Annotated in this window: 8 protein-coding genes; all 8 read left to right on the top strand. The window is 48.5% G+C overall.

Annotated features, from left to right (window positions below; translation table 11 throughout):
* Positions 1-14 precede the first annotated feature (14 nt).
* A complete protein-coding gene (locus ACESLK_RS00950) occupies positions 15-1,691 on the top strand; it encodes a type 2 periplasmic-binding domain-containing protein (RefSeq protein WP_372660811.1) in 1,677 nt (558 codons plus the stop codon).
* A gap of 86 nt (positions 1,692-1,777) precedes the next feature.
* Entirely contained in the window at positions 1,778-6,334 is a 4,557-nt protein-coding gene (locus ACESLK_RS00945; RefSeq protein ID WP_372660808.1) for a X2-like carbohydrate binding domain-containing protein, read from the top strand.
* Between the two features lie 79 nt (positions 6,335-6,413).
* A complete protein-coding gene (locus ACESLK_RS00940) occupies positions 6,414-8,789 on the top strand; it encodes a glycosyl hydrolase family 95 catalytic domain-containing protein (protein WP_372660805.1) in 2,376 nt (791 codons plus the stop codon).
* A gap of 32 nt (positions 8,790-8,821) precedes the next feature.
* A complete protein-coding gene (locus ACESLK_RS00935) occupies positions 8,822-9,967 on the top strand; it encodes an SGNH/GDSL hydrolase family protein (RefSeq protein ID WP_372660802.1) in 1,146 nt (381 codons plus the stop codon).
* A gap of 68 nt (positions 9,968-10,035) precedes the next feature.
* On the top strand, positions 10,036-10,848 hold the full coding sequence (locus tag ACESLK_RS00930; RefSeq protein ID WP_372660799.1) for an SDR family NAD(P)-dependent oxidoreductase: 813 nt from the start codon (positions 10,036-10,038) through the stop codon (positions 10,846-10,848).
* A gap of 289 nt (positions 10,849-11,137) precedes the next feature.
* Positions 11,138-12,235: a mandelate racemase/muconate lactonizing enzyme family protein gene (locus ACESLK_RS00925; RefSeq protein WP_372660796.1), complete on the top strand. Its 1,098-nt coding sequence runs from the start codon at positions 11,138-11,140 to the stop codon at positions 12,233-12,235.
* Between the two features lie 35 nt (positions 12,236-12,270).
* Positions 12,271-13,044: an SDR family NAD(P)-dependent oxidoreductase gene (locus ACESLK_RS00920; protein ID WP_372660793.1), complete on the top strand. Its 774-nt coding sequence runs from the start codon at positions 12,271-12,273 to the stop codon at positions 13,042-13,044.
* Positions 13,045-13,079: 35 nt separating this feature from the next.
* Positions 13,080-13,991 carry a fumarylacetoacetate hydrolase family protein gene (locus ACESLK_RS00915; RefSeq protein WP_372660790.1) on the top strand — a complete coding sequence of 304 codons (912 nt, stop codon included), beginning with the start codon at positions 13,080-13,082 and terminating at the stop codon, positions 13,989-13,991.
* The last annotated feature ends 20 nt before the right edge of the window (positions 13,992-14,011 follow it).

The following is a 14,011-nucleotide window of genomic DNA, read 5'->3' as shown; positions in this document are numbered from 1 at the left end:
AGGGAGCGAGAAAAATGAAAAAGAAGCTATTGAGTTTATTGGCATTTGTACTATTAGCCAGCGTGGTGCTTGCTGCATGCTCGAATAATAACGAGGCGAGCAACACAGGCTCCAGCGCGCCAGCATCGCAATCATCAGGAGCAGCATCTGAAGCGCCTTCGGAGCCGATAGAGGTCAGCGTGTTCGCCGTACAGGAAACAAACATTGATCTAGCGACGAACAAATTCACGAAGCATGCAGAAGAGATGTTCAATCTTAAATTCGACTGGGAGCTCATCCCAGGGGATGGAGCTAAGGAGAAACGTCAAATCTCGCTTGCCAGCGGAGATTATCCCGATGCTTATCTGTTAACGGCCTACATCGACCAGTTCTCGCAAGCTGACGTTCTGAAATACGGTCAGCAAGGAGTGTTAATCCCATTAAACGATCTTATTGATCAGTATGCGCCTAATATTAAAGCGGCTATGGAATCCAATGCTGACTTGAAAGCGTTTAACACGGCACCGGATGGCAATATATACGGTCTTGTTGCTTATTCCCAATGCTTCCACTGTTCTTATCCGAACAAAATGTGGCTCAACACCAAGTGGCTTCAGAAATTAAAACTAGAAATGCCTAAGACACCGGAAGAGTTTAAGAAAGTACTGCAAGCCTTCAAGACACAGGATCCGAATGGCAATGGCAAAGCTGATGAAGTACCGCTTAGCGGCTCGACGGAGGATTTCGGAGTACGCTTAATTCCGTATCTTATGAACGGCTTCGTCTATGATGACGATCGCAATTATTTGAATCTGACGGGCGGGAAGGTTGAATCCGCTGCGATCAAGCCGGAGTGGAAGGAGGGCTTAACCTACATTAAATCCTTGTATGATGAAGGGCTGATCGATCCAGGCGCGTTCACGCAGAATGCGGAAGCGTTCAAGAAAATCGGCGAGAACGCAGATGCGCAAATTCTTGGTGCAGGTGCGGGTATGCATCCGGCGATCTTCGTTAATATCGATAAAGGAAACCAACGTGCTGCTGATTATAATCCGGTTCCACCTCTTGAGGGTCCTCACGGGTCATTAGCCACTCATGACGGAGGCGGCGTTGCACCAGGCGCGAAATTCGCGATAACGAACAAAGCAAGCAAAGAAGCCCAAATTGCCATGATCAAGCTTGTTGATTACATGTACTCGTGGGAAGGACAGACCAATGCCGCATCAGGTATGAAAGGCATTGACTGGGAGGATCCTGCCGCGGGCGATGCTGCACTCGGTGAAGGAGTTGAACCGAAGATCAAGCCTATTCCAGCTGTTGAAGGAGAAGCTCCTCGGAATGCAGGCTGGAGCGGGATGGGACACTTCTACATGCCTTCGGAGTACAGAGACAGCACAGTTCAAGGTACGGATATTTACGATTCCGCCAACTATGAACGCAGATTATACCAAGCTACCTTGTTATACCAAGGACATGAGCCGAAGGAGCTATTCCCGATCTGGGCCATATGGGTTGATCCAGCCGAAACAGACGAAGCAAGCATCCTTCAGACGAACATCAAAAATTATATCGAACAGAATGCGCTTCAATTCATCACTGGCAACAAGGATCTAAATAAGGATTGGGATGCCTACGTTAAAGGGCTGAAGGATCTGAAATTGGATCGTTATCTTGAAATTCTGCAAAAGGCTTACGACGCAACGTCCAAGTAATCGAATGGAGTTAAGAACCAGGTGCTGTATAGCGATATAGAGCACCTGATTCTTCATTAGTTAAAACGACAAAGGGGATGAATGATTTGTTTGATCAGCTGAAAAAGGCTCGAGTATGGCTCTTGGTTATCGCTCTATTAGCAGCACAGGCTGGCGGTTTGATTCCGAATACGAATTCGAGCTCGTACGCGAATGCGAATCCGGATGTAAATGCGAACGCGAACGTGAATAGAGGAAGCGAAGCCGATAACGTATTAGGGAATAAACCGTACATGGGCTGGAGCAGCTACAGCATGCAGGTCTATTCCGGCAACGGTCAATGGATTACAGCCGACCAAATTAAAGCCCAATCGGACGCGATGCATGAAACTCTGCAGCCCTTCGGCTATGAGTACATAAACGTGGACGCTGCCTGGAATGGGGGAATGGACGGTTATGGCAGACCGATTCCAAGCACGACTCTTTATCCTAACGGGCTTCAGGAAGTGATCGATTATGTCCATGCCAACGGACAGAAGTTCGGACTATACGCGATTCCGGGCTTGTCACCGCAAGCTTATAATGACGACTTGCCCATATACGATGCGCCTGGCTGCTCGATGAAGGACATTGCCGTTCAGCCGCTAACCACATCGGACTATTGGGGCTTGGGCTACAAGATAGATTTCTCCAATCCGTGTGCACAAAGCTACATTGATTCAATTGCTGATCTACTTGGAGCTTGGGGAGTCGACTTCCTGAAATTCGATAGCGTCACTCCGGGGTCTGGCCATAACAATACATCGATTGACGCGCGTGATGATGTGAAGGCATGGTCTCAGGCGCTGGCTCCCCATAACATTTGGCTTGAGCTCTCATGGGCTTTGGACATTAAGTATGTGGATACTTGGAAGCAGTACGCGAACGGCTGGCGTGTAGATTGGGATGTTGAGTGTTACTGCGGGAGCGGGGGGCTGACGAAATGGGATAACATCGCTCGGCTGTTCCCGATTGCAGAGCAATGGTGGCGACATGCGGGGACGGATGGCTGGAATGATTTCGACTCTATGAATGTAGGAAACGGAGCGATGGATGGCATCACGCAGGACGAGCGTCGAACAGCCATGACATTCTGGTCGATCTCCTCGGCTCCTCTATACATTGGTAATGATATGACTCAGCTTGATAGCTTCGGAATCGACCTGCTTACGAACGAGGAAGTTATCGCTGTTAACCAGGCGGGTAGACCTGCTCATCCAGTGTCGACGGAATCCCAGCAGCAGGTGTGGTATGCGAACAACGGAGATGGTACCTATACCGTCGGGTTGTTCAACCTTGGAAACGCTGCATCGACAGTTACCGTCAATTGGAGCGATATTGGGCTGCAGGGCTCGGCTGCGGTCCGTGACTTATGGAGCCATACCGATCTTGGAGTATTCGCCTCGGGTTATAGCGCCGTAGATTTAGCTCCGCATGCTTCGCGATTGTTCAGAGTAACGGTCGAAGAAGGCGCCTCAGCTGTCAACGATGATGATACCGGCATGAAATATACCGGTTCCTGGATTCGTAATGGCAGCCAGCAATTATCGGCAGCAACTCAGAACTTTATTGTTGCAATTAGCGATACGAATGCACAGAACAGCTCGATAAGCCCGAATGAAGGAAGCTTCGACAAGAAGGCAGCCGCTCAAGCGGATGTCATCACTACGCTGACTCTAAACGGAAATCAACTAAACAGCATTGCGAATAGCGGATCGGCATTGGTGGCAGGCACAGACTATATCGTGTCGGGTAACGAGGTCGCGATTAAGAAGGAATACCTAGCAGCCAGGCCAATCGGAACGGCCAATCTGGTCTTTTCCTTCTCGGGAGGAGCCTCGCAGACACTGTCAATTACTATTAGCGATACGACGATACGCGATAGCGGGGTTACTCCTGCAGCAGTGAGCTTTGATAAAAAGGAAGGTGCTCAGAGTGATATCCCTACGACGTTGCAGTTGAACGGAAATAGCCTAAGCGGTGTAACTCATGGGAGTTCGCAATTAGTGCAAGACACTGATTATACGATTACAGACAATAAACTCATCTTGAGGAAGGAATATCTGGCAGCACAGCCAACGGGAACGACCAATCTGGTCTTCTCCTTCAGCGGGGGTTCTGCGCAGAACGTTGCGCTTATCATTAAAGATACATCTATTGGAGGCTCTATCTCCCTTAACGACGATGATCCTTCAATCGTGTATACGGGAGCTTGGAACCGCAGCTACAACAGGGGACTTGGAGACTACAAGGACGATGTGCATTACCTCGAGAATAACAATGAATATTTCGAGTATACGTTTACGGGAACAGGGATTGAAATGATTACGGAGATGGATCCTTCCCAAGGGGCTATGGACATCTATGTGGACAACGAATTCAAGCAAACCGTCAGCACTTATAACTTAGGAAGATTAGCGCAACAAACGGTATTCAATATTACAGGACTGCCGCAAGAGATTCATACTCTTAAGGTGGTTAAGAAATCAGGATGGTTCCTGCTCCTGGATAAATTGAGGGTTACCGTACCTGATCTGATCAGCCCCTTAACGGCAAGCTTTGATAAAGCGGCAACGTTACAAGCAGATATGACAGTAACAAGCACCGTCTACGGAAATAATCTAAGTGACATTAGCAACGGACAGTCACCCTTAGTCCTAGGTTCGGACTACGTGGTATCGGACAATGAGATAACCATCAAGAAGGAGTACCTTACGGGTATGCCGATTGGAACAACCGGCTTAACCTTCTCATTCGAAGGAGGAGCTATACAGACCCTTGTCATCGAAGTGGTCGATTCTATAAGTCAGAACAGCACGATCAGTCCGAATACCGGAGCCTTCGACAAACAGATCGCAGCACAGTCTGATGTCACAACAACGATGAACCTTAACGGGAACACATTAACTAGCATTATTAATAACGGCGTTAATTTAATTTCTGGCACTGACTATGAGGTTGCTGAAAACTTGGTGACGATCAAGAAGGAATACCTTGCAGGGCTGCCGGTTGGACAATCGAGTCTGAGATTCTCCTTTAACGCAGGGGCCATGCAGACTCTTGTCATTACCGTAATCGATACGACGGCGCAGAACAGCACGATTAGCCCAACAACGCTCGACTTTGACAAGAAGGAAACGGCACAGGCAGATCTCACGGCAAAGTTGACCCTTAACGGCAATGACTTAAGCAGCATTTCTAATGGGGGATCAGCTTTAGTTGCAGGTACCGACTACACGGTAATTGACAACGTGGTAACCATCAAGAAAAGTTTCCTTGCCACGCTGCCAAATGGAACGATTAACTTGATCTTCTCCTTTACAGAGGGAGCCGATCAAACCCTTACCGTTATCATCAGCGATACATCCAGAGGCCGTTATTTACTCCTCAATGATAATGATTCGGGAATTTCGTACTTAGGCGCTTGGCAGCATAACAGGAATAGAGGACTCGGTGATTATAAGGATGACGTGCATTTCACCGAGACGAATAACGATTCCTTCGAATTCAAGTTTAAGGGTACCGGAATTGAAGTGGTGACAGAGACAGATTCCTCACAGGGCGATATCGATATTTACGTAGATAATGAGTTCAAGCAAACGATCAGTACGTATAGCGCCAGCAAGCAGGTTCAACAAACGGTGTACAACATTACAGGACTTTCGGATGGCGACCATACCCTTAAGGCTGTTAAGAAATCGGGCTATTATATGCTGTTAGATCAGTTGAAAATTCGCATCGCGGATTTGATCAGTCCGGATTCAGCAAGCTTTGATAAGAATGCACAGACAGATCTATCAACAACGCTGACAATCGATGGGAGCAACCTGTTAAGCATAACAAATGAGGGAGTTAGCTTGGTTCCGGGTACTGATTACACGATATCGGGCAATCAAGTGACTCTTAAGAAGGAATATCTTGCAGCCGTACCGGTGGGAGTAGCCAGCTTAATTTTCTCCTTCCGCGGGGATTATCAGAATGATGTGCATTCCACTCAGACGAATAATGACAGCTTTGAATTTACGTTTACGGGCACGGGAGTAGAATGGATTACGGCAAAGGCTCCAACTCAAGGTGACGTGGAGATTTACGTAGACAACAAGCTCAAGCAAACATTGAGTTTGTATGCAGCCAGCAGGCAAGCAGGGCAAACCGTTTACAGCATTTCCGGACTTCCGAACGGAACGCATACGATTAAAGGGGTAAAGAAGTCAGGAGACTACATGCTGGTGGATCAGCTTGTGTACAGCGTGGCGGGTTCAACCCAAATAAATGATTCCGACTCTGAAATCAAATATAGCGGCAATTGGGTGCACAGCACCGCTAGAGGGTTTGGAGATTACGAGGATGATGTTCATTACACCGAGAGGAACAAGGATTATTTCCAGTATAAATTTAAGGGCTCAGGGATTGAGCTGCTGATGGAGAAGGATTCTTCCTTGGGTGAAATCGATATCTACGTAGACAATAAATTTATGCAAACGATCAGTGCCTATCATACTAGTAGACTAGTAGGTCAAACCGTGTACAGCCTTTCCGGACTCTCTAAAGGTTCCCATACGATCAAAGTTGTAAAAAAATCAGGAACATATATGATCTTAGACTCAATAAAAGTAAAGCAATAGCTTCTTATTCGTGCCCACCCTGCTGTGGTTTAGGGTGGGCACGATCATTAGAATGTGCAAAGCGATGGAGGCGGATTTTTTGAACACAATATCACAAGCGCGCAAGCATAAGCTGACTTACGATCGCCCGGCTCCGAGTTTTTTTGAAGGGGCTTTGCTCGGCAACGGGGGCTTGGGGGCCGTTGTAACAACCCGTCCCGACGCGGTTGTCATTCATTTCGGACATAACAATGTATGGGATATTCGGATTGAGGAGAATCATCAGGACCAGATCGGCACCTTCGAGGAAGTATTCGCCAAGCTGAAGGAAATACCGGAGCATTATGTATCGTTGAGCGATGAGTCTTGGTACCGCGAATATGTATCAATGACCTGCGAGAACTATAGCTTTCCGTATCCGCGCCCCATGCCCTGTGGATCCCTTCTTCTGGGCATAGACCGGCGGACAACGGAGGTGCTTGGACATACACTGCATCTTGAAAACGGCCTATGTGAAATAGCATTTCTAGTCGAGAATACCCCCTTTACGCTGCAGGTGTTCGTCGATCAGCAATCTGATCGCTTGTGGGTTGCCTTTAAGGAGTCGGAATCTTATCTGGAATCGGCTGCTTCTATATTCAATCGGATAAAGCTTCTGCCGGATCCTCTGACGCCTAAGGAAATCCCCTCGCTAAGGGCTTCAGTCGACTTATCTAAGAAGCAACTATCTTTTCGCCAAGTGCTGCCGGTTTCCAATGGACAGGAAGATTTGGGACTCGGCAATCCGAAGGATCGAGCCTTCCGATTAACGGCAAATGTGTCAGAGTCGTCTACGCTCCATACCAGCGAGAATGAACTCGAAGCGAAGCTAGAGATGGAATTGGGCTTCGTCATATGTGTGCAATTGGAGGAGGGGCTAGATTCGGACGTCCCAAGAGAGAGCCAGTCTATTGGGTTACCGTCGAGACAGTCATTTGATCAAGCATACGATCATGCTTGTGCGAGCTGGCAGGCGTATTGGTCATGTTCGGGCGTCGTTCTGGAGGATGAGCTGCTGGAGCAAACATGGTATCGGAACCTGTATTTCTTCCATTGCTCCGTGAAGCCAGAAGCGACGTGTCCGGGAATATTCGCTAATTGGAGCTACGGGAAGATCGGCTCGGAATGGCACGGGGATTACCATATGAATTACAATACGCAGCAGCCCTTCTGGCTCGCCTTCTCGAGCAACCATGTGGAAAAGCACTTAGCGTACGTGAACATGGTCGATCATGTCCTTCCCGTCAGCAGGAAATGGGCCAAGGAATATTACGGCCTGCGCGGTGCCTATTATCCGCATTCCGCCTATCCTGTGGAGATGAGCATGATGCCGTACCCTGTCCCTCATTGGGGCTGGGAGATTTGCGAAACTCCGTGGACAGTGCAAAGTCTTTGGTGGCACTACTTGTATACGATGGACAAATCGTTTTTAGCCGAAAGAGCCTTTAATCCTATTAAAGAAGCCGTTTTATTTATGGTTGATTACATGAGCAGACCCGAAGCACACGGAGAGAAGTGGGGGGATGACCGCCATCATATTTTCCCTACCGTTGTTCCGGAGTTATATGAGTTAACGCCTGGCTTCAAGAAGAACAGCGATTGCATCGTGGATTTAACCTTAACAAAATTCCTTTTCCTAGCCTTTGTGAAGGCTTGTGAGGAGCTCGGACGAAACGAAGAGGAAGCGGAGCTAATATCCGAGGTGCTTGAAATTCTAAGTGAGTTTCCGGACTATCCAACCGCGGAATCACAGCGGGGGGAAGTGTTCGTCTCGGTTACTGGCGAGAATCCGGAGGTTGTTTACAACGTACCGAACGGGATCACGACGGTTTTCCCGGGAGAGGATCATGGCTTGCATTCCTCGCCGGAGCAATATGAAATCGCGGTGAATTCTTATCTCAACCAACGTAACGAGGGTGGAAACGAGCTTGTTTTCTTGAATTTAGCCGGGGCTCGGCTAGGGAAGCTTGATCTAGAACGCTTCAAGCGACAAATTGCCTACTGCATGCTGCCTAATGGGACATGTACAGACAAACTTCTAGAAGCAGGCGGAAGATACTCGGATACAACGGATTTCGACTATATGAGTCCGATGGGCATATGGTTCGAAAATTTCGCCCTGCCCGTCGTTATCAACGAGTGCCTCTTGCAAAGCTATAACGGAATCCTTCGTTTTTTCCCCAATTGGCCTTCAGAGAAGCATGCCGAGTTTTCCACCCTGCGCGCGGTTGGCGGATTTCTTGTGAGCGCTGCAGCAGAAGCGGGAGAAGTCCAGTGGATAGAAATCACGAGTAAGGCTGGATCGAAGCTCATCGTCTACAGCCCTTGGGAAGATGGAGTCAGGTGCATAAGTCATCGAGGGGAAGAAATCAGAAGAGGAAGCCTAATCGAGTTTGACACGGATAAGGGTGAAAGCATTAGATTGGTGCGAGCATAGGGCGTCACGATATCAGGCTCAGGGGATTAACGATGAAAAATAAAACGAGCTTCCATAATCAAAGCTTCCATAACCATTACGGAAATCTACGCAAGGGTTTACCTAACACGATAGATAGACTCTCTCGCCATGAACCTCTTGTTGTCGCCTTTCTAGGCGGATCGATAACGGAGGGTGCAGGGGCTTCGGATGCGAACATAACGAGCTGGCGAGCTCTAACTGAGAAATATTTGAGAGAGCGCTTGTCCGAGGATCAGGTTACATTCATCAATGCGGGCGTCGGCGGCACGAATTCTACCTTCGGCGCGCACCGACTTCAAGACCACGTGTTATATAGAGGCGCGGTTGATTTGTTGTTCGTTGAATTCAGCGTGAACGATGATACGAGTGATAGAGAGGAATCCATTAGAGGAATGGAAGGCATTGTTCGACAATGCGGACGTCTATCGCCGCGAACGGATATTTGCTTCCTTTATACGGCGGCAGATAAAAACCTGTCTGAGGAATTGCCTTTTAATATTGCCATCCATGAAGAAGTGGCCTCCTATTACGATATCCCATCTATTAATTTTGCGGGACCGATCTATGCTCAGGTGAAGTCAGGCCGAATGCAATGGGAGGAGCTCGCTCCGGACCGCGTTCATCCGAATGATACGGGATATGCTCTGTATGCCCGTTATGTGCGGGACTTTCTAGAAATCGCTCTGAGCTTGGAGGTCGAATACGCTTACGGGGGAGTTCAGACTAAGATTCCGCTGGACCACCGAAGTTATGAACATGCGACTATGAGGAATTGCAATGAAGCCGATCACTCCGAAGGCTTTCATTTGAAAAGCATAGAACAAGAACCCCTGATGAACTGGAGGTATAGCTCGGAGCAGCTCTACACGGATAGTCACGAGGCTTCCCTTACGTTTACTGTGGTCGGACAGAGTGCCGGACTTCTGATGTTATGCGGCCCGGACACTGGGATATTCGAATATTCTTTGGATGGGCTGCAATTTCAGTCGGTTAATCCGTTTGACGATTGGTGTTTAGTCGCATACCGACCTGTGATCACCCTGTTTCCTTTCCGAGAGGAGCGGGGAAGTATGCGAATAACGGTACGTAATACGGGATTGAAGGATGAGCGAAGCACGGGAAACAGTTTTCGAATCTTGAAGCTGTTGAGCAATTAACGGTTAGCCCGTTGCAATAAAAGAGCTGAGTATACATGCGGCATGCAGTATAAGACAGGAGGGATACGATGCGGCTGCAAGGTAAGGTGGCTATTATTACGGGTGCGGGCTCCGGAATTGGGGAGGCTTCCGCCAAGCTGTTTGCCAGCCTAGGCGCCCATGTCATCATTGCGGATTGGAACGAAGCGGAAGCGAACAGGGTGGCAGATGAGATTAACGCGAGGAAATCGGTGTATGCGCAAGGTAACGTTCAAGGCAACACTCAAGGCAACACTCAAGGCAGCGCTCATGCAGTGAAGGCAGACGTTTCCTCAGAGCAACAGGTTAAGTTTCTCGTACAGCAGACCATTCATACGTATGGCTCTATCGATATTTTGTTCAACAATGCCTCGGTCCTCTTGCCTAAGGAATTGGAGGACATCACGGAGTCGGAATGGACTCGCACCTTGGATATAAACCTGAAAAGCGTGTATTTAATGATTAAATATTGCATACCCGAGATTAGGAAAAATCATGGAAGTATAGTAAATATGTCATCATTGAACGGATTGCTGGGACAGCGTCAAAACCCTGTCTATTCAGCGACCAAAGGCGCAATCGTAGCCATGACTAAAGCTTTGGCGCTGGATTATGCGAAGGATGGCGTACGCGTTAACTGCATCTGTCCGGCAGGTGTATCGACAACCTTATTAGAAGAGTGGATTGGGCAACAACCGGACCCCGCGGCTGTCGTTCAAGCATTAGTAGAGATGCATCCTCTGGGTAGATGCGCCACAACGGAAGAAGTGGCGAAGGCAGTTCTGTATTTGGCAAGCGATCAATCCGGCTTTGTTACCGGAATTGCTCTTCCTGTTGATGGCGGCGCCTCGCTAGGCTATTGATGCAACGATAATACGGTACGAAAGTAATCGAAGTAATTTCGTCTATTGGGCAAATTTTGCCGTTATATCACCTTACTGGTAGTACCCAGGCACTTAGCGGAAAAATTTACCGTTATACGAAGGCTAGTAACTTAGTTCTAGTCATTATCAGTTCAATAGCGGCAAAATTTGCCGTTATCCCTGTGAGAAATGAGATTTGTGAATAGATAGCGGCAAATCCTGCCGTTAGTTGAAAATTGGGAGGTTTTTTTTCCTGACCCACATCATCTATTAAGAGGAGAATACCAAAATGAAAATTACTAAAGTAGAAAGCTTTATCCTGCACGTTCCCTTAACCCCGCCGATTACCGATGCGATTAACTCGCCTACCCATTGGGGATTAGCGGGAGTCAGAATATATACCGACGCAGAGATTACCGGCTACGGCTATACAGGGACTTGCGCCAATGGGGACAAGCTGATTACGGATACAATCGATCAATATTATGCGCCTGTCCTCCTAGGTAAGGATCCATTAATGGTGAAAGAAATATGGGATGAGCTGCGCTTTGGCAAGATGCATTGGATTGGCCGAGCGGGCGTTACGCATATGGCACTAGCGGCGGTGGACATCGCGCTCTGGGATATGATGTCGAAGGCATCGAAAAAACCGCTCTGGCAATATCTCGGAGGACACAAATCCAAGCAAATCAAGGCTTATAATACGAACGGCGGCTGGCTGAACTGGTCGCAGGAAAGACTTCTCAAAGACATAAGCTCCTATGTGGAGGATGGGTTTACGGGTGTGAAAATGAAGGTGGGCAAGCCGAACACGAGAGAGGATTACGATCGCGTCAAGGCGGTCAGGGAGGTCATCGGCAAAGACATTATTCTAATGATCGACGTCAACCAGCAGTGGAATATCAATACGGCCATGACCTGGGGGAAGAAGCTGGAGGAGTTCGATTTGTTCTGGCTGGAGGAGCCATTAAATCCAGACGATATCATGGGCCACAAAAAGCTGGCGGATGAACTAAACGTACCGATTGCTCTCGGGGAGCATGTATACAGCAAGTATGCTTTCCGCGACTACATTCACGCCGGAGCGGTAGAGTATGTCCAAGTCGACTGCACTCGCGTAGGCGGAATCACCGAATGGCTTCAGGTTTCAGGACTTGCTGCCTCGTTTGATTTGCCCATCGTTCCGCATGTCGGAGATATGGGACAAATTCATCAGCATCTTGTCGCTTCGACGCAGAATGCAATCATGCTGGAATACATTCCTTGGATTCGCGAGATTTTTGTTGAGCCGGCCACAGTCAAAGACGGATTCTATATTCTTCCGCAATTGCCGGGCGCGTCTACTGAGGTCATTCCGCAATATTTTGACAAGTACAGAGTGAAATAGAGTGGAATCTTTTTATCAAAGTTGGGAGTTAAACTATGCGTTTACTGGATAAGGTTACTTTAATTACGGGTGCTGCCTCCGGCATTGGCCGCAGCACGGCAATGCGTTTCGCTCGAGAAGGCGCTGCCGTTATTGTGAATGACATAGATGAGATGAAGGGTCAGGAAACCGTTCGAGAAATTAAGGAATCGGGCGGAAATGCAATAGGCCTGCAAGCGGACGTAACGAATCCGGAGTCCGTCAAAGCTATGGTAGAGAGGGCAATCAAGGAGTTTGGGCGCATCGACGTACTGTTTAATAACGCCGGTATTAGCGGTGTGGGCGCACTGCACGAAGTTGAACCGGATGCGTGGGATCGGATCATGAGCATTAACGTGAAAGGTGTCTATTTGTCTTCCAAATACGTCATTCCTTATATGATCGAGCGCAGAGCGGGATCTATTATCAATATGTCTTCCTGCGTTGCGGAGATCGGTCTTGCCCGCCGAGCTTCTTACGCAGCGTCGAAGGGGGCTGTGCTTGCCTTAACCAAATCGATGCAAGTCGATTACGCGGAGTATAACATCCGAGTTAACGCACTTCTGCCGGGTACGATATTAACGCCTTTTGTGGAAAGTTACTTAGAGAATTCCTACGACGACCCGGCGGCGGCCATTGAAGCGATAAAGCTGCGCCAGCTAAGCGGCGCTCTTGGCAAGCCCGAGGATGTCGCTAATGCGGCGCTCTTCCTTGCATCGGATGAATCCAAATTCATGATGGGCGCACCGCTATACATTGATGGTGGCGTTGTATTCGGCAAAAATGCATAATGAAATGAGAACGGACTGGGGAGGGCGATTTACGAGTGAAGTTACTGACGTTTGTGGAGGAAGGCAAGCAGAAGCTTGGGATAAAGACAGGCAAGGGAGTGCTGGATGTCTCCGCATCCCTCACAGCTTTGAAACCAGAAGGTAAGCTTCCTACTACTGTAATGGAAGTCATCGAAGGCGGAGCCGCCGCAGTTTCTTCGCTGCAGCAGCATGTTGAGGATGTGCTTGCCTCCGGCGCAACAAATGAACCCAATTGGCTCGATGAGGCAGGTCTAACCTATGGTCCTTGCGTCACTCAACCGGGCAAGATCATCTGTGTAGGATTAAACTATCGGAAGCATGCCGAGGAGACAAAGGCGGAGATTCCGGAGTATCCGATTCTCTTTAATAAATTCAATAATGCGCTGACCGGGCATGGCTGCGACGTTCCGCTGCCGGAGAGAGTAACGAGCAGGGTTGATTACGAGGCTGAGCTTGTAATCGTAATCGGCTCCAAAGCAAAGTATGTCGCAAAGGAACATGCGCTTGAGCACGTATTCGGCTATTGCAACGCGAATGACTTATCCGCACGCGACCTGCAAATGCGAACGCAGCAATGGCTGCTGGGTAAATCCTGCGATAGCTTCAGCCCGCTAGGACCCTATCTAGTTACAGCGGACGAGGTAGGAGACCCGAATGACTTGGGTATCCGTTGTATCGTTAATGGCGAAGTCCGCCAGCATTCGCATACATCGGATATGATCTTTCCCTGCGACGAGATTGTCAGCTATATTTCGCAGCACTTGACCTTAATGCCGGGGGATATTATTCTAACAGGGACGCCATCCGGCGTTGTGTTAGGTCTTCCCAAGGAACAGCGGGTTTATCTTAAACCAGGCGACGTCGTAACGATTGAAATTGACAGGCTGGGCGCTCTAACCAACCGGATGGTAAGCGAAGAACTGTAAGCTTTTCGATAATCTAGCTG

The organism is Cohnella sp. (assembly GCF_041640265.1).
In the GTDB taxonomy this organism is placed as follows: Bacteria; Bacillota; Bacilli; order Paenibacillales; family Paenibacillaceae; genus Cohnella.
Note: the sequence above shows the minus strand (reverse complement) of the source record. Positions and strands in the feature narration are given on the sequence as shown.

Excerpts from the sequence above, each read along its gene's own strand:
- ACESLK_RS00950 (WP_372660811.1), top strand. The coding sequence starts at position 15 with ATGAAAAAGAAGCTATTGAGTTTATTGGCATTTGTACTATTAGCCAGC.
- ACESLK_RS00935 (WP_372660802.1), top strand. The coding sequence starts at position 8,822 with ATGAAAAATAAAACGAGCTTCCATAATCAAAGCTTCCATAACCATTAC.
- ACESLK_RS00930 (WP_372660799.1), top strand. The coding sequence starts at position 10,036 with ATGCGGCTGCAAGGTAAGGTGGCTATTATTACGGGTGCGGGCTCCGGA.
- ACESLK_RS00925 (WP_372660796.1), top strand. The coding sequence starts at position 11,138 with ATGAAAATTACTAAAGTAGAAAGCTTTATCCTGCACGTTCCCTTAACC.
- ACESLK_RS00920 (WP_372660793.1), top strand. The coding sequence starts at position 12,271 with ATGCGTTTACTGGATAAGGTTACTTTAATTACGGGTGCTGCCTCCGGC.